Annotated in this window: 17 protein-coding genes and 1 pseudogene; 4 read left to right on the plus strand and 14 right to left on the minus strand. The window is 62.3% G+C overall.

Features of this window, described 5'->3' with window-relative positions; genetic code table 11:
- From AB6O04_RS19185 to AB6O04_RS19200, 4 genes are all read right to left on the minus strand, one after another.
- The coding region (locus AB6O04_RS19185) for a flagellin (RefSeq protein WP_368565970.1) at positions 1–1,022 on the minus strand (1,022 nt) is incomplete at its 3' end.
- 81 nt (positions 1,023–1,103) lie between these two features.
- The gene (locus AB6O04_RS19190) at positions 1,104–2,273 is read right to left on the minus strand and encodes a flagellin (RefSeq protein ID WP_368565972.1); all 1,170 of its coding nucleotides are present in this window, start codon (positions 2,271–2,273) and stop codon (positions 1,104–1,106) included.
- Between the two features lie 556 nt (positions 2,274–2,829).
- Positions 2,830–3,426, minus strand: a complete 597-nt coding sequence (locus tag AB6O04_RS19195; RefSeq protein ID WP_368565974.1) for a hypothetical protein — start codon at positions 3,424–3,426, stop codon at positions 2,830–2,832.
- Positions 3,404–4,258 carry a hypothetical protein gene (locus AB6O04_RS19200; RefSeq protein WP_368565976.1) on the minus strand — a complete coding sequence of 285 codons (855 nt, stop codon included), beginning with the start codon at positions 4,256–4,258 and terminating at the stop codon, positions 3,404–3,406. The genes AB6O04_RS19195 and AB6O04_RS19200 overlap by 23 nt, the downstream gene beginning before the upstream one ends.
- Before the next feature lie 310 nt (positions 4,259–4,568).
- On the opposite strand from AB6O04_RS19200, the gene AB6O04_RS19205 reads away from it, so the two are divergent.
- Complete coding sequence (locus AB6O04_RS19205) at positions 4,569–4,994, plus strand: hypothetical protein (RefSeq protein WP_368565977.1); 426 nt, start codon at positions 4,569–4,571, stop codon at positions 4,992–4,994.
- Between the two features lie 56 nt (positions 4,995–5,050).
- On the opposite strand, the gene AB6O04_RS19210 is transcribed toward AB6O04_RS19205, so the two are convergent.
- The 3 genes from AB6O04_RS19210 to AB6O04_RS19220 all read right to left on the minus strand — a co-directional run bounded on the left by AB6O04_RS19210 (position 5,051) and on the right by AB6O04_RS19220 (position 7,992).
- Entirely contained in the window at positions 5,051–6,916 is a 1,866-nt protein-coding gene (locus tag AB6O04_RS19210; protein ID WP_368565978.1) for a serine hydrolase domain-containing protein, read from the minus strand.
- A gap of 161 nt (positions 6,917–7,077) precedes the next feature.
- Positions 7,078–7,704, minus strand: a complete 627-nt coding sequence (locus tag AB6O04_RS19215) for a TetR/AcrR family transcriptional regulator (RefSeq protein ID WP_368565979.1) — start codon at positions 7,702–7,704, stop codon at positions 7,078–7,080.
- A gap of 18 nt (positions 7,705–7,722) precedes the next feature.
- A complete protein-coding gene (locus AB6O04_RS19220; protein ID WP_368565981.1) occupies positions 7,723–7,992 on the minus strand; it encodes an acyl-CoA-binding protein in 270 nt (89 codons plus the stop codon).
- A gap of 153 nt (positions 7,993–8,145) precedes the next feature.
- Between AB6O04_RS19220 and AB6O04_RS19225 the strand changes: the two genes are divergently transcribed.
- Complete coding sequence (locus tag AB6O04_RS19225) at positions 8,146–10,149, plus strand: SDR family oxidoreductase (RefSeq protein ID WP_368565982.1); 2,004 nt, start codon at positions 8,146–8,148, stop codon at positions 10,147–10,149.
- A gap of 246 nt (positions 10,150–10,395) precedes the next feature.
- Here the strand turns inward: AB6O04_RS19225 and AB6O04_RS19230 are convergent, their stop codons facing one another.
- From AB6O04_RS19230 to AB6O04_RS19245, 4 genes and pseudogenes are all read right to left on the minus strand, one after another.
- A complete protein-coding gene (locus AB6O04_RS19230) occupies positions 10,396–10,494 on the minus strand; it encodes a hypothetical protein (protein WP_368566029.1) in 99 nt (32 codons plus the stop codon).
- Positions 10,495–10,747: 253 nt separating this feature from the next.
- Positions 10,748–11,176: pseudogene (locus AB6O04_RS19235) on the minus strand (restriction endonuclease); the annotation flags it as partial.
- 485 nt (positions 11,177–11,661) lie between these two features.
- A complete protein-coding gene (locus tag AB6O04_RS19240; protein WP_368565985.1) occupies positions 11,662–12,231 on the minus strand; it encodes a phasin family protein in 570 nt (189 codons plus the stop codon).
- A 164-nt stretch (positions 12,232–12,395) separates the two neighbouring features.
- Positions 12,396–13,649 carry a patatin-like phospholipase family protein gene (locus tag AB6O04_RS19245; protein WP_368565987.1) on the minus strand — a complete coding sequence of 418 codons (1,254 nt, stop codon included), beginning with the start codon at positions 13,647–13,649 and terminating at the stop codon, positions 12,396–12,398.
- Positions 13,650–13,695: 46 nt separating this feature from the next.
- Between AB6O04_RS19245 and AB6O04_RS19250 the strand changes: the two genes are divergently transcribed.
- Positions 13,696–14,454 carry a hypothetical protein gene (locus AB6O04_RS19250; protein WP_368565988.1) on the plus strand — a complete coding sequence of 253 codons (759 nt, stop codon included), beginning with the start codon at positions 13,696–13,698 and terminating at the stop codon, positions 14,452–14,454.
- A 177-nt stretch (positions 14,455–14,631) separates the two neighbouring features.
- On the opposite strand, the gene AB6O04_RS19255 is transcribed toward AB6O04_RS19250, so the two are convergent.
- Complete coding sequence (locus AB6O04_RS19255; RefSeq protein ID WP_368565989.1) at positions 14,632–14,907, minus strand: polyhydroxyalkanoic acid system family protein; 276 nt, start codon at positions 14,905–14,907, stop codon at positions 14,632–14,634.
- Between the two features lie 253 nt (positions 14,908–15,160).
- Here AB6O04_RS19255 and AB6O04_RS19260 point away from each other — a divergent pair, with 253 nt between their 5' ends.
- The gene (locus AB6O04_RS19260; RefSeq protein WP_368565991.1) at positions 15,161–15,961 is read left to right on the plus strand and encodes an FHA domain-containing protein; all 801 of its coding nucleotides are present in this window, start codon (positions 15,161–15,163) and stop codon (positions 15,959–15,961) included.
- Here AB6O04_RS19260 and msrQ read toward each other — a convergent pair.
- Both msrQ and msrP read right to left on the minus strand, forming a co-directional pair.
- The gene (gene msrQ, locus AB6O04_RS19265) at positions 15,930–16,565 is read right to left on the minus strand and encodes a protein-methionine-sulfoxide reductase heme-binding subunit MsrQ (RefSeq protein ID WP_368565993.1); all 636 of its coding nucleotides are present in this window, start codon (positions 16,563–16,565) and stop codon (positions 15,930–15,932) included. The genes AB6O04_RS19260 and msrQ overlap by 32 nt on opposite strands.
- A 77-nt stretch (positions 16,566–16,642) precedes the next feature.
- On the minus strand, positions 16,643–17,611 hold the full coding sequence (msrP, locus tag AB6O04_RS19270; RefSeq protein WP_368565995.1) for a protein-methionine-sulfoxide reductase catalytic subunit MsrP: 969 nt from the start codon (positions 17,609–17,611) through the stop codon (positions 16,643–16,645).
- Between the last annotated feature and the right edge of the window lie 202 nt (positions 17,612–17,813).

A 17,813-nucleotide genomic window follows, 5' to 3' on the forward strand; every position in this document is an offset into this window, starting at 1 on the left:
CGGATACGGCTACGCGAAGCGGCCAGGTTTTCCGAGCTGGTCTGCAGGTTGGCGACCACCGAGGTGAAGCGGTTCTGCACCGCACCCAGGTCGGCACGGGCACTGTTGACCGAGGTCAGGGCGGCATCGACGATCTCCAGCGCCTTTTGCGCGCCAGCGAAGGTGGTGATGTCCAGGTCCGCGGCGAACTGCGAGGCACCGGCGCTGGCGTTGGTCGTGGCGGCGGTCAGGCCGCTGCCGGTGACCGTGCCACCGACCACCAGATTGGTATCGGCCTTGATCGAAGTCAGCGTGAGCTGATCGGCTTCCGCCGTGGCGTATACACCCGTCTCGCCCAGCTTGGAGTTGATCGCGCCGGCCAGAGCCTTGGCGATGTCATCACCCGTGGTGCCGTTGGTGTATTCCACCGTATCGACGGCCACGCCGTTGATGGTCAGACCGGCGACGCTGCCGTCGGCGGCGGCATCGGCGATAGCCGCGCCGGTCACATCAGCGGCGAACTTCACGTTGCCCAGCGCATCGGCCTTGGCGTTGACCACCTTGTCGATGGCGATGGCCTGACCGGCGTTGGCACCGACCTGGAATAGCTGGCTGGAGAACGAACCGTCCAGCAACTTGGTGCCGTTGAATTCCGACTGCTTGGCGACGCGGTCGATCTCGGCGGTCAGCTGCTTCACTTCCGCATTCAACGCAGCGCGGTCGGAAGACGAGTTGGTGGCGTTGGCCGACTGCACCGACAGCTCACGGATGCGCTGCAGGTTGTTGCCGATTTCGGTCAGCGAACCTTCGGCGACCTGGGCCAGCGAGATACCGTCGTTGGCGTTGCGAACGGCCACATCCAGGCCGCGGATCTGAGTGCTGAAGCGCTCGGAGATGGCCAGACCCGCCGCGTCGTCCTTGGCACTGTTGATGCGCAAGCCGGACGACAGGCGTTGAATGGTGGTGGCCAGCGAAGCGCCGCTGGTGCTCAGATTGCGCTGAGCATTGAGCGACATCGTGTTGGTGTTGATTACCTGTGCCATGAATGCGATTCCTTAGGCGGTTGCTGCACGGAGGGTTGAGTTGATGAAACGTCCCCCGCCGTGCCGCCGGGGACGCCTGGTTCAGCGTTGCAACAGACTCAAAACGTTTTGCGGTACCTGGTTGGCCTGGGCCAGCATGGCCGTACCGGCCTGCTGCAGGATCTGGGTGCGGGTCAGTTCGGCGGTTTCCTTGGCGAAGTCGGTATCGCGGATGCGGCTACGCGAAGCGGCCAGGTTTTCCGAGCTGGTCTGCAGGTTGGCGACCACCGAGGTGAAGCGGTTCTGGATGGCGCCAAGGTCGGCGCGCGCGCCGTTGACCGAGGTCAGTGCGGCATCCACGATTTCCAGCGCCTGCTGGGCGCCAGCGAAAGTGGTGACGTCCACGCCATCGACGAATGCGGTGGTGCCAGCAGCGGCGGTGGCGGTGGCTGCGATGCCGGTCAAGCCGACTTCATCGGCGACCGCCAACGTGCCGGCGGTATAAGCAAAGTCCGCACCTGCCTTGACCGAGGTCAGGGTGATCTCGCCGGCATCGACGGAGGCATAGACGCCGGTTTCGCCGATCTTGGAGTTGATGGCGCCGGCAATGGCATTGGCCACGTCGCTTCCGGAAGTGCCTTGCTTCCATTCCACATCGGAAATGGTCACGCCGTTGATCACCATGCCAGTCAGCGAGTTGTCCGCGCTGGCCGTGGCAGCGGCGGTGGTGGCGGTCTGTGCTGCGGCGAAGTTGATATTGCCCAGCGCGTCCGCCTTGGCGTTGACCACCTTATCGATGGCGATGGCCTGACCGGCGTTGGCACCCACCTGGAACAGCTGGCTGGTGAAGGAGCCGTCCAGCAGCTTGGTGCCGTTGAATTCGGCCTGCTTGGCGACGCGGTCGATTTCGGCGGTCAGCTGCTTCACTTCCGCGTTCAGAGCCGCACGGTCGGAAGACGAGTTGCTGGCGTTGGCGGATTGCACGGCCAGTTCGCGGATGCGTTGCAGGTTGTTGCCGATCTCGCTTAGCGAGCCTTCGGCCACCTGGGCCAGCGAGATGCCGTCGTTGGCGTTGCGAACGGCCACATCCAGGCCGCGGATCTGGGTGCTGAAGCGCTCGGAGATGGCCAGACCGGCCGCATCGTCCTTGGCGCTGTTGATGCGCAAGCCCGAAGACAGGCGCTGAATAGTAGTAGCCAGCGAAGCACCGCTGGTGCTCAGATTGCGCTGAGCGTTAAGTGACATCGTGTTGGTGTTGATTACCTGTGCCATGGTCGTCTCCTCTTGTTTAGGTCCCGGCGGAATGAAACGGGAGTGCTGCCGGTTTTTTGTGGATGGCTAGTCGCCCCCGTTGGTGAAATGAATAACGGCGCTATCGAAAAAACCTTTAGCGCCTGATTGAAAATTTGTGCTAGGCGGCGGTCACGGGCGAGGGCGGCTGGGGTGCCGCCACGGGGAATCGCAGGCAAAAACCGCCGCGAAAGGGCGCCGGGACCTGGTAGGAGCGCCGTCCCGGCGCGAGCTTTTTCGCCTTTGGCGCGATCTGATGAGAAGAGCTCGCGGCGGGATCGCTCCGCGCCTCGGTAGTTCCTGGATGTGCACGATCGAGAACGCGCCGCAGCGCGTCCGGGTGGCGAACAGCCGGCTTCAATCGCTTTCGCTTTCAGCGCGATCCGACAGGAAGAGCTCGCGGCGGAACGCCGCTCCGCGCCTCGGTAGCTCCTGGATGTGCACGATCGAGAACGCGCCGCAGCGCGTCCGGGTGGTGAACAGCCAGCTTCAATCGCTTTTCGCTTCAGCGCGATCTGACGGGGAGAGCTCGCTTAACCTATTCGCCTGGTGGTTGCGGCACCGAAGCGGGCGAGGGGACCTTGCGCCAGCTATCCAGAGGGTCATCCAGCAACGACAAGTCGGCAATGCGATATTCGCAACCGATCAACACGCGGTCTTCCAATCCTGGCTGCTCCGCCGCATAGACCACCAACGCGTGTTGTTCGTCGAAGGCGCTGGACAGCGGCATATCGCGGCTTTGTTCCAACGCCTGTTCGAGCTGCATGGCCGCGTGTTCCAGCGGGCCCTCCACCGCGATCAGAACGCGGTTTGCCGCAACCACCACGGCATCGCTGCGGTGGCCCCACGCATGCACCGGCTCATCCAAACGGTACAAGTCCATCATCGGTGCCGAATACTGGCGTTCGGTCTGTACGAATTCGGCGGGACGTTCCCGCCGTAACCGCGGCAACAGCCCCGCGATGTCGGCAGCGGCGGTGCGGCAAGTCAGTGCATCGAGCAGCGTGTTCGAAGGCATCGCGGCATCGGCGGCGGGCATCACTGGGGCAGCCGGCGGCGACTGCGCTTGGCAGAATATCGGCAAAGCGGCCAGCGCCGCACTGACGATGGCTTTATTCCAATTGCGCGTTGGCATATGCCGCGTCTAGCGCTTCCATCGCGTCCTTGGGCTTCAGCTTTCCGGCTTTCTCAAAAGCACCCGCCGCCGCGTCTTCCTTCTTGTCGCCGTACAGAAGCAACAGCACGTTTCCGTGTTCGACGTGCGCGATAGGCGAGTCCGGGGTGAGCTTCAACGCAGTCTTGATATGCGATTCGGCTTCGGCCGCTTTTGCACCATAGGTCAATCCGCCAATCATCGCGCCGATCTTGCCGATAATCTCGGCGTGGTAAAGCGCCAGCGCGGTGTGCGCCTCGGCGTGCTTGGGCGCGAGTTCCAGGGTGGTGTCCAACGCGGCGCGCACCTTGCCGGCGATACCCTGCTTAAGCGCCTTGGTGATGCTCAGGCCTTGGCTATAACGGCCCAGTGCGAATGCGTACCGGTAGTGGCTATTGGCTTCGCCAGGCAGCGCTTTGATAGCGGCTTCAGCCAGTTTGGCAGCTTGATCGAAACGCTTCAGTTGTTCGGCCTCATCTTCCACGAGGTACGTGGTGTGGATACCCAGCGCCTTGACCGCCACCGATGCGCCCAGCGCACCCAGCGACTCGCCGGTTTCGAAGGCGGTTTGGAAATCACCGCGGTGGAATGCGCGCCATGCGTCCTGCAGCTTGGCTGACAGGTCAGCGGCGCCCAGACCTTTGGCGGCCTTGCCTGCGGCATCTATCAATGCCTGCGCGCGTTTCGCATCGGGATACGGTTCATTGTCCCCGGCATGCAGGGCCGGCCAGGCTTTCTTCAATGCGTCGCCCGCGTAAGCGAACGCTTTCGCATCGTGCGGAAACGGCGCCCATTTCGATGATTTTCCTGCCATGTTGTCTTCCCCTCCAGGAGACCCGGAGCATGGCCGGGTAGCCGTCCGCTGACAAGTCCCCGTTGATCATTCAAAACCTTGTTGTTGTTGTAGGAGCGGCGTCCCGCCGCGAGCTCTTCGGTCTATCGCGATCTAACGGGAAGAGCTCGCGGCGGGACGCCGCTCCTACATGGGCAAAGACCGCTCCTACAAGGGCAAAGGCCGCTCCTGCATGGGGTGGGCGTGGCACCAGTAGTGTGTTTGCTCCATCCCCGGCCGGCAGCATCCTTCGCCGGAGCCGCCCATCCGGGCCGGCGATGGGACTGTCGTCATGACCGCAAGAAAGAAATCCCGAACCAAATCTCAGGAAACCACACTACGGCATCTCTGGCTGGCCGGTCTGGGCGTCGCCTCGATGGCTCGCCGTGAGGCCATCGGCGCCGCCAACGATGCCGCGCACAAAATGGAAACGCTGAAGCAACAAGCCGGGCAGCTGGCCAGCCAGGCACAGGCCGGCGTGGTGCATACCCTCGCCAGCGTGCGTCAGCAAGGCGAAGCCCGGATCGGGCAATTCAGCGCTGATGTGGAGATGCGGTTAGCGCCGGTGCTAGCCAAGCTGGGCTTGAAGCCACAGTCCACTGCCAAGCCGCGTGCACGCAAGCCAGCGGCGGCCAAGCGCACTCGCACCACCGCTGCTCGCAAGCCCGCAGCGCGCAACTCCGTCGCCAAGCGCGCGGTCCGCAAAAATCGCGTGTGAGTGTTTGTGTGGGGGCAGGATTCCGTTCGATAAAGCTGCGGAATCCTGTCGCCGCCCTAGGCCCAGAGCCGCAACGGCAGGAGGCCCCACGCCGCAAGCACCAGCGTCCATTGCAGAACGGCCAGCATCGCAACCGCATCGATGAAGGCGATCCTGCCTGCGGGACGACGCCTGAGATGAAGCGCCAGTCCTATAACCATCGTCAGCGGAAGAGCTACTGTAGTGGCAGCTAACAGGCCGCTCGCCAGGGTCAGATCACCGAATTGCAGGAACGACTGGCGGAAGAACAACGGCAAGGGCAACAGCAGCGCCAGTGCGCCTAGCGACGGGAAGAATACCGGCCGCGAAACTCGCAGGCGCCTCATCAGCAGGCGGACGACTCCGGCGATGAGCAGATAGCACAGGCCCGACGCGCCTAGAGCCAGGCTCAGCCAGAGCCATGCAAGCTTCGCTGTGGGTATTCGCTCGTAGGTTCGGAATCCCGTACTGAATGCTCGTGTGCCGTTGGCTGTTGTTATCAGTACATGCGAAGCCGTTATGCGATCAGGCGCGCGGAATAGCGCACTGCCGACCGGCGTTAGCGCCACCTCGGGCGAAAAAGCGGGTTTCAGCTGCACTGCGGAGCCATCATGCTTCAGTTGGACGAAGTTGAGCGTGGTGTCGACCCAGGCCACCATCGCGAAGCGGTTGGGGGCGGGTACGTAGAAACCTTCCCAGTCGGCGACCTCCACGGTCGCGGGCGTTGCTGGCAATGGAGCAGGAGCGGTGATTTCCAAGGCCGTGACCAGGCGACGGTCCAGCGCATCATAGTCGGCGGTCTCGCTGTCCGTGTTGACCGCCAGGAAGAACGCGCGCCTTTGGTCGGGAAACAGGCAGAACATGGCGCGATAGCCGATGGTACTGCCGCCATGACAACGGCCAATCGCGCCGTGGCGGTCGCGGGTTTGCAGACCTAAGCCATAGCCCATGGTCAATCCCGCCTGCGCGGCTTCCGTGCCAGCAGGTTGTCCCATCGGTTGTAGCAAAGCGCTATCGATGAAGATCTCGCTGCCCAGGCGGCCATCGCTCATCAGAAAACGGGCGAACTTCCCCATGTCTTGCGCTGTGGTGGTGAACTGCGAAGCAGGGCGCAGGTATAGCGGCGCCGCGGCATGCGGTACAGCGTTCTCCAAGTGGCCCATGGCCAAGCGCGGATCGGTGTGGGCGCCTTCCTGCGAAACGAAGCGGAAGGTGCTGTCGTGCATTTCCAATGGCCGCAGCAGATGGGCATCCAGATAACGTTCGTAGCGTTGGCCGGTCGTGGCTTCGATGATGCCGCCAAGCAAGCCATACCCCGTGTTGGAGTAAGAAAAGCGTGTGCCAGGGCGGCTGCGGATGCGCAGCGTTCCACCACGGCGGGCATAGGTGTTCGCCAGTGGCGTATCCGGCTGCGCCTGGGCGCTGAAGACCTGCCAGATGCGGGCGTCGTCCAAGCCCGCGGTGTGGTCCAGTAGATGGCGCAGGCGGACTGGGTCGGTCGCCTTCCAGGGATTGTCGAACGTAACGTCCGGCAATAGCTGGGAAACCGGTGTGTCCAGTTGTAGGCGGCCCTCGCTGACCAACCGCAATATGCCGGTGGCCACCACCGTCTTGGCGACCGAACCGACCTGTACGCGGTCGTCAGCGGTGAGCGGTTGCCCCGTGCCCGCATGCTTCACGCCCGTGGCGCCAACGGTAATGGCCGGGGAGACGCCGGTATCGACCGTTGCCCAAACCGCGCCGGTTAGTTCTTCTTCCGCCAGCAGCGCTGCCATATCGCGCGCCAGCGACGAGGACGGCGGTGCGGCATTCAAAGCAGGCGGAAGCATCGAGCACAGCACCAATACCGTGCTGCACAGCCAGCGCCTATTTACGCCATATGTCTTGGGCAAGCGCTGTGCCATGAGCCAACCGGTTCCGGCGAGTGAGGTATCAGTCTGGAGCGCGGCCACACACCGTGCGTGTGGACAAAGTCACTGTAACTTGTTGCGGGCGCTAATCGGATCTACCGATTTGAGGAACGTAGGACCCATCCTACAAATCACCACCCGCGACCGGTTCCAACTCAGTCCAGATACGCCTGTATCAGCGTATTCAAATGCACCCGTTCCGCGTCGCGCAGGAAAGGTGCGATGAGCATCATGACCTGCACGATGCCGTGGCGGATGGCGGTCTGCTCGTCCTTGTCGCCGCGCGCGGAGGCGTAGTTGAGCCAGAACGTGGCAATGACCAAGATGTTCGTCGCCGTACTGGCCAATTCGGCGGCCGAAGCGCGCATCACGCCCGCTTTCGACAGCCCGCGCATCACGCCATGGGCGCTGTCGTCGGCACGCTTGAGGATGCGGGCGAAGCGCATGCGCAGGCGGCGGTTGCGGCTGAGGATTTCCACAAGGTCGCGGTAGAGGAATCGGTAATCCCAGATGCATTCGAAGATCAGATGCAGCTGCAACCAGATGTCTTCCAATCCCGGCAGTCGGTCGGCAGGCGCGGTAAGCGCGGCATCCATCCGCGTTTCGTAGCGCGCGAACAGCTGCTCGATGATGTCGTCCTTGTTGCGGAAGTGGTAATACAGATTACCCGGGCTGATCTCCAGCTCATCGGCGATGTGGTTGGTGGTGACATGAGGCTCGCCTTGCGCGTTGAACATCGCAAGTGATGCGTCGAGGATGCGCTGGCGGGTGTCGCGTGCCATCAGGGGTCTGACAGGCCCTTAGGCAGTGAGCTTCTTCACCAGGTCCACATACTTCTTCTGCGCTTCTTCCTGCGATGTGCCTTTCAGCTTGGCCCAGGCTTCGTACTTGGCGGTGCCTACGAAATCGAAGAACCCGGGTTTATCGCCTTTTATATCCCCTTCCGAACCTTGCTTGTACAGCGCGTAGAGGCGCAACAGGGTGTCGTTGTCGGGGCGTTCGGCCAATCCCTGGATGTCTTTTGATGCCTGTTCGAATGCCTGCTCTAATGAACTTCTCAAATCAGCCATGGAAATTCCCTCCCGAAGAACGGCCGTCATGACACCACGCGCGGTCATCAGGGTCAATCAGCGCCGGGATTGTCGAACGTTGCCAGCTCTGGCAACGTAGGCCAAGGGGTTCGGCGGAGGGGCAGGACCCACATATCTAAGGACGGCACTTTCATGAGCTATTTCGTCACCGGCGCAACCGGATTCATCGGCCGTTATCTGGTCGGCAATCTTCTCAAGCGCAACGGCACGGCGGCTTCAAGTCCCATCTACGTGCTGGTCCGCAAGGATTCGCAGAAGAAGTTCGACGCCATCGCCAAGAAGGCCGGCTGGGACATGAAACGCATCTCGGTGGTTCATGGCGACATGACCCAGCCCAAATGCGGGCTCACGCCCGCGCAGCTCCGCAGTCTGTCCGGCAAGGTGAAACATTTCTTTCATCTGGCGGCCATCTACGATCTGACCGCCAGCCCGGAGTCGCAGAAAGCAGCCAATATCGACGGCACCCAGCACGCCTTGGACTTGGCGGCGGCGTTGAAGGTGGGCACGTTCCACCACACCAGTTCCATCGCCGCGGCTGGCCTGTATCCGGGTGTGTTCCGCGAGGATATGTTCGAGGAAGCCGAGGGTCTGGACGATCCTTATTTGCGTACCAAGCATGACTCCGAGGGCCTGGTTCGTAGCGAGACGCGCTTCAAGTGGCGCATCTATCGTCCGGGCATGGTGGTAGGGCATTCGCAAACGGGCGAAATCGACAAGATCGATGGACCTTACTATTTCTTCACGCTGATCAAGAAGCTGCGCGAGATGCTGCCGCAATGGATGCCGGTGCTTGGCATCGAAGGCGGCCGCATCAATATCGTGCCGGTGGATTTCGTGGCTGACGCAATGGACCACATTGCGCACAAGCCCAAGCTGGATGGCCACACTTTCCACCTCACCGATCCGGAGCCGATGCGGGTGGGCGAGGTTCTGAACACGTTTTGCCGCGCCGGCCACGCACCCGAGATGACCATGCGCCTGGATGCGCGCATGTTCGCTTTCGTGCCCAGCGGCATCCGCATGGCGATGGGCAACCTGCCGCCGGTCAGGCGCTTCATCGGCATGCTGCTGCGCGACTTCAAGATTCCCAAGGAAGTGCTGAAGTTCATTACCTATCCAACTCGTTTCGACAGTCGCGAGACCGAGCGGGCGCTAAAGGGCACCTCTATCGCCGTGCCGCGCCTGGATGACTACGCTTGGCGCCTGTGGGATTACTGGGAGCGTCACCTGGATCCGGACTTGTTCGTCGACCGCACCCTCAAAGGCAAGGTTCGCAACAAGGTGGTGGTGATCACGGGCGGCTCGTCCGGTATCGGATTATCGACAGCGCAGCGCGTCGCCGATGCGGGTGCTGTCACGATCATTGTTGCGCGTGGCGAGGAGGAACTGTTCAAGGCACGCGACGACATGAAGGCCCGGGGCGGCAAGGTGTTTGCCTATACCGCCGATCTGTCGGACATGGCCGACTGCGACCGCCTGGTCAAACAGGTGCTGGAAGAGCACGGTCACGTCGACATCCTGATCAACAATGCCGGCCGTTCCATCCGCCGTTCGATCGAACTCAGCTACGACCGCTTCCATGATTTCGAGCGCACCATGCAGCTGAACTACTTCGGCAGCCTGCGTCTGATCATGGGGTTCATGCCGACCATGACGCATCGCCGCAAGGGCCACATCATCAATATCAGTTCGATCGGTGTGCTGGCCAATTCGCCGCGTTTTTCGGCTTACGTGGCATCGAAAGCGGCGCTGGATGCGTTCAGCCGCTGCGCACAGGGCGAACTGTCGGGCAAGGGCATCAGCTTCACCACGATCAACATGCCGCTGGTGAAGACGCCGATGATCGCCCCCACCAAGATGTACGACAGCGTGCCGACGCTGACGCCGGAAGAAGCGGCGGATCTGCTGGTCAAGGCCATTATCGAGAAACCCAGCCGCATAGCGACCCGCCTGGGAATATTCGCCGCGCTGATCAATGCCCTGGCGCCGAAGGCCTACGAGGTGGTGATGAATACTGCGTTCGAACTGTTTCCCGACTCAGCCGCCGCCAAGGGCGACCGCAAGGCGCTGAAGGACGAAACACCGAGCCAGGAGCAGATTGCCTTTGCCGCGTTGATGCGCGGGGTGCATTGGTAGGTGGTGGAGCGGGAAGGGTGAATAGTAAGTAGCAAAGGGGAAGAGCAATGACCTTCGCCCTTAACCCTTTACTGTTAACCACTTACCGCTACATCGTCTTGCATTGCCGCCAGCGCACCGGCTCGTCGCTGTCGGGTGGGGGATTGAGCTGTATCCGGACATTGCGCAGAGCGGGGAATCGTTCCACCTCTTTGCAGATCAGCGGCCAGACTTCCTGTTCGGTTGCGAGGCGGTCCACCGACAAGGTCAGTGATGTCTGCCAGAAACCGCGGGCAAGGCCCGGGATTTGATTGATGTTCTGACGCACCGTGGCGCGCTGTTCGGCCAGTTCTTCGTCGGTGGGATATGGCGCGATGGTCACGGTGCCGGTGTTGGCGGAAGCAGCGGGTGCAGGCGGGGGCGTTGCGGCCATCGGAGCGGCCGGCGAATCGGTGTGCAGATAATTGACTACCGCCACCGTGACTAACGCCCCTGCGGCGAACGCGGCCAGCCAGCTGATCCCGATGTGGCGCTTGGCACGCCCATTGGCGTAGCCGACGATCTGGTCCCGCAATGAGGTCTCGATCAGCGGTTTCACCTCGGGCCATAGCCTTGGGCCGTCCAGTACCTCGATGTTGTTGCCTTGCGCTGCGTCACGGCCTTCTTTCTCGACACGACCCTCGGTGGCCAGGATGCCGCCGGCGGCACTGCTCAGGCGTACTCCGGCGGCGAGTTCGACCACGGGCGCGGCCGCGATACGGTAAGCCGAACCGTGCTTGCACGACAGCAGCCAGCGTTTGCCATCGCGATTGAGGACGAAGGTGGATTGCGGTTCGCGCGACGCCTGGCGGTCGGGCACCGTTTCGGCCAAGCCGCGGCGCGCCATGGCGTCGAGTACCAGGCGCGAGAACTCGCGCCAGCGCAGGCCCGAAAGGGCATGCAGTCCGGCGGCCATTTCATCGTTGCGGCGGCGTATGAGCCAGAGGTACGCGGTTGCAGCGGTGCCGATCAACAGCGTGACGGCCAATCCTGGAAGCCAAACAGGCATGAGTCCTTGCGGAAATTGTTTTCGTGAAAGGTCGCGATTCTAACCAGCGGCACTTTCAGTGTCTGTCGGGATGCTGCCGATACGGGTGATAGGTTCAGTTCGCATTGGGAGGCCGCCCTTCGCCCATCATCCATTCCTAACGATTCGCAGGTGTTAGATCCGCCAGGACTAACCAGTTCGGCACAAGCCGACATAGGAAAGTGGTCGTTAGTGGTTAACGCTGCGCGCGCGACAGCCGTATCAGGCATGGGTTTAATGTGCTGTGCTGGAGGTCTGCCATACATCCAGCGCGATCGTCTCGGGCATTGCTGGCCCTGCCGCCCGGTTTTCAACAGGCACGAAAAAGCCCGCCAGTCCGAAGTCGTAAGGGGAGGGGAGCATACGTACTTCGTGTGGACTGGCGGGCTAGAACGATTGTTACGCTTTCCATGCTGCCTTGCAACATTATTTTCGCGTGCCGGGCAGCGATAAGCGGAACACACCGTTTACTTAGTGCTGGCTCGCTTTGCGGCCTTCTTGGCAGGCTTGGCAGGTGACGATTTTTTGGCGGTTTTGGCGGCACGGACGGTCTTGGTGGCCTTGGCCATCTTGGGAGCTGGATTTTTACGCGCAGTGGGGATGCCGCCGAGCCTGCGCAGCTCGCCGTTCAGCGCATCCACTCGATCGATCAAGGCGCCCAGATCCTCGCGGCTGGGGACCTCCAACCGACGCAAGGCACGCTGCACGCGCTCCTCGAATACCTTTTCCAATCGGTCCCAGGTGTCGGTGGCGCGTTCCTTGGCCTGACCAACAGTGCTCTCCACGGCGTCCCGTACCGCTTCGACCCGGCCCCCCGCCAGTTTGCGGGTGGTCTGTTCCAGCGAAAGGCCTTCCTTCACCAAGGTCTCGAACAGCTTGCCGCCCTCGGCTTGGGCGCGTCCAAACGCACCGACGCCGGCCAGCCAGACCTGCTGTGCTGATTCGCCCAGGCTTTTCGAGAGACGTTCGGCCTGTGCCTGCAGATTGTCGTCCTTGGCGGTGGCGCGCTTGCGTGCGGTTTTCTTCAAAGTAGCCATGGTGCTCCATCAATGGAGGGAAGGGATAAGCCGCAGAATCGCGGGGTTGTCTAGAGCTTTCACACCAGCTGGAGCGGCGCTGCCCCGTTGGAAGCGGGAAGGGAGAAGGGAGGTGGAGTTGAAGTTTTTCCGTTTCCTCTTTCCCGTTTTCCATTCACCGCCCCCTAAGCCACCCGTCTACCGGATCCGGCGCGGCGTTGTGCGATGACCTGATCCACATCATCCAGTGCGCGGCGAAGGCGTGCGGTGGTTTCGGTCATGCGCGGCGGCACATCCAAGCCATCCAGGATGGACCGATGGCGATCGCCGATGATCTCGTCGCGCAGCCGGATGCCATGTGCCGCCAGCATCGGGCGCAGCACGTCGGCGCGCAGGCGCAGATCGGTCAGCGTATTGCGGTACGCCAGTTGGCAGACGCGGTGGCGCGAGGAGAAACTGAAAAGATTGGTGAAGAACAATTCGCTATCGCTGGCGTTGGGTTCGAACACCAGCTGATCGATATTGGGGAACTGGTGCGGGTATTTTTCCATGCCGATCTGCATGCGCGATTGCAGGAGCGTACGCAGCGTTTGCGAGAGCACCGCCGGCAGGCCGCCGCTGGCCAGGCCCACTTGTTCGGCTTCATCGGCTTGCGGGCCTGCGCGCGTAGCATCGAACGGCACCAGCGGATTGATGCCAATCATCAGGTCGATGCCGCGTTCCAATACCGTCGAGGCATGCATCGTTCGGCGCAGCGCACCGTCCAGGAAATGGCGTCCGTTGATTTCCACCGGTGAATACAGGCCGGGCAGGGCCGAACTGGCTTGCACGGCTTGCGAGATCGGCACGTTGTCCCAGCCCGTTTCGCCGAAGCGCACCGCTTCGCCGCTATCCAGGTCCACCGCCACCACGAACAAGTCCGCTTCCAACTCGCGGAAGTCATTGCTGCGGCCCCGCCGGTTGAACACATCCCGCAGGAAGGCTTCCACGCCCGCGTTGTCGAACAAGCCGGTGGGCACCAGTCCGCCAAAGCGCATCACCAAGTCCGACCACCGCACGGCCTTGCGCGGGTTGCGCATCAACCGGCGCCCCCATTCGGCATACAGTTGCGGCAGGCGCGTGGCCCGCTGCAGGTATTCGGCCACGTTGGGGCGAAGGAAGGTTTCCGGCCGGAATTCAGCGTCGTCGCTGGTGCCGGTGATGAAGATGCGACAGATTTCAGCGGTGCTCATGCGGTTGGCCAGCCCGGCGGCCAGGAAAGCGCCGGAGCTGACGCCCACATAGCAATCCAGGCGCGTTGGATCCAAACCATCCATCGCTTCGTCCATGGCCCGCAGCGCACCGAGTTCGTACATGCCGCCGATCGGTCCGCCGCCCGCGATGGCCAGACCGATGCGTCCGCCGCTGCCGCGTGTCCTTGCGCTATGGAGTGAAAGCATGCCGGTTCCGGGAAAAAGATGAGCCAAACGAGTGTAGCCGACGGCCATGGATGTTGCGGCCACGGCCAATGAACCGGATCATCTGCGAGTCATGGCACGCGATAACCCTTTGATCCAACGGCTTGGCCGGCGTCTGGCCTGTCATCAGGCTCTGCACGATCCGCGCCGCGAACCGCGCAACGGGCTGCGCTGGCTGGCCGAACTTCGACGCTGGCAGGCGCAACGGCTGCAGGCCAGCTTCGCGCATTTCATGAACGATCCGAAACGCCGCGCCGCGGCCTTGTTCTTCCTGACCGACGTCTATGGTGAGCAAGACTTTAGCCGGCGCGACGCCAATGTCGCCAAAGTGATGCCGATGATGCAGCGGGTGTTGCCCGCGGCTGTGTTGGGCACGGTGGCCGACGGTATCGAACTGGGTGCGCTGACACAGGCACTCGATCTGCGCATGGGGGAAACGCTGCATCGCCTGGCGCCCACCCGCAGGAAACTGGACGCCGAACTTTATGCCCGGGCCTATCGCGAAGTGGGGCATGCGCGCTTGCGGGGGCATCAAATCGACCTGATCGCCAATGTGGGCGTCGGTCTGACCAAGGCGGTCCGCATGCCGGGGGTGGTTACCCTGCTCAAACTGTCGCGCGGCCCGGCCCGGGCGACCGGCCTGGGCGAACTTCAGGGCTTTCTGGAACGCGGCTTTGCCGCGTTTTCCGCATTGGGCGACGGCAAGGCCTTCGTGCGGGATATAGAAGCATCCGAGCGCGAAATCTCGCGCCGCATATTCGCGGGGGATCCGCGACCGTTTGATTGAATTGGCGTTTGGATGTGTGAAGTGGGTGGGCAATGGAGTTGTTTTTGCTTTCTTTCTTTAAAACAAGAGCAAAAGCAAATCCCCCTCAAATGCTTTTCAACCGCCGAATGACGGGTCATCCCCCTTTGATAAAGGGGGAGGCAAAGCAGAGCCTTTTTCTTGCTCCCTGGCCCCAGCTCAGGTGAATCTTTCGTCCAGCACCCGTCGGATCTCCGATTCGATGGGGCCTTTCATCGCCGACAGCAGAAAGCCGAGATGGGCGGTTACATGCAGTTGCTCGGGTTGCACGGTGATGTGGCCGTCGACGCCCGAACGTTTGAAGGTCAGCGTGTCGCCCTCCCATTCGTAAGCCATGTCGAAGCGCTCGGCCAGTTTTTTGGCCACGTCCTCGACCGCCTTGCGGGCCTGGGCGGGCGTCTTGGAATGCGGGTGGTGGATATCGATGTTGGACATGCGGATTCCTCTTTAAAACCTGTTCGCGCTCCGTCGCGAGCGAAGGCAGGCGGCGCGTGGCGAGCGGAGCAAGCGCAGCGTATATGGGATACGTGAGCATTGCGAGCACCGCACGCGGGCCGCCTGCCGAGCGCAGCAGGAGCGGGAGCAGGTTTTTAAGGAGGTATTGTGCGCACGCCCCACGTGTACGCCAAGTCGCAGCGCGGCACGCCGATGATGTGCGTTTTGCGACAACCTGCTAGGCTGCCGCGGCGTGGAAAACCTACGACTGCATTTCTCCAACCGACAACTGCCCGACCGTCCCTTACCTATGGGCGTGCACCGGGTTGTGCGCGAAGCCGCGGGCACGGTCGGCGTGGGCGACAGTGTTCAAGGCGCCTTGCTGGCCCAGATTTGCGTGGACCAGCGCGGCATGTGGCTGCAAGTCGCCAACGGCATGCGCGGCGTCCACATCAACGGCCGGCCGGTCAAGCGCATGTCGCTGCTGCGCGCCGGCGACGCGGTGTACGTGGACGGAGTGGAATTGCTGCTTCGCGCGGCGCATGAGGGCGTCGATGCGGTGCCGCCCGCCGATCCGGCCACGGCCGAAGACCCCCGCGTCGTGTTGCGTGGAATTGGCGGCGAACACCATGGCCGCAGCTTTCCGCTATGCCGCACTTGCACGGTGGGCCGCGCGCGTGATGCCACGCTCCGTATCGATGATCCTGCGTTCGCCGAACGCCATGCTCAACTGGAACTACGTGGTGATCGTGTACTGCTGCGGGATATGGGTTCCGCCGAAGGCAGCCTGGTCAATGGCATGCCCGTCCGCGACGCACTGCTGAAAGCTGGCGATCAGGTGGTCTTCGATGGCCGCCATCGCTTCGTGGTGGAAGTCCCGTGGCTACCGCATTCCATGGTGGAGCCATTGATGGCCGAGCCGGTCGAAGCGCCGCCGGCCGAACCTGTCCAGCGTCCGTTGTCGCAGTCGGCCCGCCGCTGGCCCTGGCTGCTGCTGGCGGCGTTGTTGATGGCCGGCGCGCTCAGCGCGCTATTGCTGTTCGGCGCGCGCTGACTTTCTTCCAAACGCGCCATCCCAGCAGCACCGCCAAAATCGACGCATACAGAAGCGGTTCGCGGATGTCGGATTTCACCAGCCACCAAAAGTGCAGCACCGCCAGCACGCCCACGGCGTAGACGGCCTTGTGCAATTTGCCCCAGTTGCGGCCTAGTCGGCGAATCCAGCCTTGGGTGGACGTGATGGCCAGCGGTACCAGCAAAAGCCACGCGGCGAAGCCGACGGTGATGTATGGGCGTTTGACGATCTCTTCGAAGATCTGCGTCCAGTAACCGCGAAGATCGAGCGTCAGATAGGCGGTTAGGTGCAGACAGGCGTAGAAGAATGCGTACAGCCCCAACATCCGTCGGAAGCGGATCAGCACCGGTTTACCGGTCAGCTGCCGTAGCGGAGTGATCGCCAAGGTCACCATCAGCAGGCGCAAAGCCCACAGTCCAGTGCGATGTTCGATCTCCGCAACAGGGTCCGCTCCCAGCGCATCGCTGCCGGTTTGCCAAACGTCGTAGAACTGCCACGCCAGGATGCTCAGCGGCGTCAGGGCCAGGGCATGGACGAGGGTTTTGGCGGCGATCAGATGAGGGGATGTTTTGGATGGGGGCATGCAGATCCAGGGGGTTATTCCGGCGAGCCGGTGACGTTCTCAACAGAGCGGTTGCCTGTCGTACTGCTGGTGCCGGCTCAATACCACTTCTTCAAATCCATGCCCGCGTACAGCGGCGCCACCTGTTCGGCATAGCCATTGAACATCTTGGTTGGAATGCGTTCGGCGAACAGCTTGCTGGCGTTGCCGGCAATGCGGCGCTCGGTTTTCTGGCTCCAGCGCGGGTGATCCACCTGCGGGTTGACGTTGGAGAAAAAACCATATTCCGACGGCTGCAGGTCATGCCAAGCCGTTTCCGGCATGCGTTCCACGAATTTGATTTCAACTATGGACTTGATGCTCTTGAATCCGTACTTCCACGGCACGACCAGGCGCAGCGGTGCGCCGTTCTGCTGCGGCAGCGGTTTGCCGTACAGGCCGGTGGCCAGCAGCGTCAACGGATGCATCGCTTCGTCGATGCGCAGGCCCTCGCGGTACGGCCAGTTGATAGACCGATAGCGGATGCCCGGCATCTGCGTCGGGTCGGCCAGCGTGGTGAAGGCGACGTACTTAGCCTTGGATGTTGGCTCGAAGCGCTTCAGCACCGATGCCAGCGGCACGCCCAGCCACGGAATCACCATCGACCAACCTTCCACGCAGCGCAGACGGTAGATGCGCTCTTCCGGTGTCAGTCCTTTCACCAGGTCTTCCAGCGCCAGCTTGCCCGGCTTGGCGCATTCGCCTCCTACCGTCACCGACCACGGCGAGGTACGCAAGGTCTTGCGCGCGGTGGACGGGTCGGTCTTGCCGGTGCCGAATTCGTAGAAGTTGTTGTAGCTGGTGACGTCCGCGTAGCGGGTCAGCTCCTCAGCGGTGCGGAAGCCGGAACGGGCCTGATCCGGGGTGATGACCGTCTTGGGGGCTGCTGGCGGCTCGGCATCGGCGCACCCGGACATCGCCAGTATTGGCGCCGCCGCAAATGCGCTCAACAGCTGGCGGCGCTGGCGATACACGGATTCGTCGGTGATTTCCGCTGCGGGAATGCGTAGCGCATCGCGAAGGGACATGATGGTTTCCTCGGTTGCTGACTCTGTATAGAGGCCGCGGCAGGGCAAAAGGTTTCGCGGCACGGGCGCGCTGCTGAAACAAGGTTAATACGCACCCGGTTGTCGGGTGGTGCGGACGTTGCGAAATGGGTTGCAGAACCCATTTGGTTGCCCCTGCAACCGATGCGCTGCGGCATACTAGCCTTTCCCCATTCAGGTGCCT

Source organism: Pseudoxanthomonas sp. UTMC 1351 (genome assembly GCF_040948865.1).
In the GTDB taxonomy this organism is placed as follows: Bacteria; Pseudomonadota; Gammaproteobacteria; order Xanthomonadales; family Xanthomonadaceae; genus Pseudoxanthomonas_A.

What these genes read in the sequence shown, in the direction of transcription:
- AB6O04_RS19190 (WP_368565972.1), bottom strand. Translation starts at nt 2,273, where the DNA reads ATGGCACAGGTAATCAACACCAACACGATGTCACTTAACGCTCAGCGC.
- AB6O04_RS19195 (WP_368565974.1), bottom strand. Translation starts at nt 3,426, where the DNA reads ATGCCAACGCGCAATTGGAATAAAGCCATCGTCAGTGCGGCGCTGGCC.
- AB6O04_RS19200 (WP_368565976.1), bottom strand. Translation starts at nt 4,258, where the DNA reads ATGGCAGGAAAATCATCGAAATGGGCGCCGTTTCCGCACGATGCGAAA.
- AB6O04_RS19205 (WP_368565977.1), top strand. Translation starts at nt 4,569, where the DNA reads ATGACCGCAAGAAAGAAATCCCGAACCAAATCTCAGGAAACCACACTA.
- AB6O04_RS19210 (WP_368565978.1), bottom strand. Translation starts at nt 6,916, where the DNA reads ATGGCACAGCGCTTGCCCAAGACATATGGCGTAAATAGGCGCTGGCTG.
- AB6O04_RS19215 (WP_368565979.1), bottom strand. Translation starts at nt 7,704, where the DNA reads ATGGCACGCGACACCCGCCAGCGCATCCTCGACGCATCACTTGCGATG.
- AB6O04_RS19220 (WP_368565981.1), bottom strand. Translation starts at nt 7,992, where the DNA reads ATGGCTGATTTGAGAAGTTCATTAGAGCAGGCATTCGAACAGGCATCA.
- AB6O04_RS19225 (WP_368565982.1), top strand. Translation starts at nt 8,146, where the DNA reads ATGAGCTATTTCGTCACCGGCGCAACCGGATTCATCGGCCGTTATCTG.
- AB6O04_RS19240 (WP_368565985.1), bottom strand. Translation starts at nt 12,231, where the DNA reads ATGGCTACTTTGAAGAAAACCGCACGCAAGCGCGCCACCGCCAAGGAC.
- AB6O04_RS19245 (WP_368565987.1), bottom strand. Translation starts at nt 13,649, where the DNA reads ATGCTTTCACTCCATAGCGCAAGGACACGCGGCAGCGGCGGACGCATC.
- AB6O04_RS19250 (WP_368565988.1), top strand. Translation starts at nt 13,696, where the DNA reads ATGGATGTTGCGGCCACGGCCAATGAACCGGATCATCTGCGAGTCATG.
- AB6O04_RS19255 (WP_368565989.1), bottom strand. Translation starts at nt 14,907, where the DNA reads ATGTCCAACATCGATATCCACCACCCGCATTCCAAGACGCCCGCCCAG.
- msrQ (WP_368565993.1), bottom strand. Translation starts at nt 16,565, where the DNA reads ATGCCCCCATCCAAAACATCCCCTCATCTGATCGCCGCCAAAACCCTC.
- msrP (WP_368565995.1), bottom strand. Translation starts at nt 17,611, where the DNA reads ATGTCCCTTCGCGATGCGCTACGCATTCCCGCAGCGGAAATCACCGAC.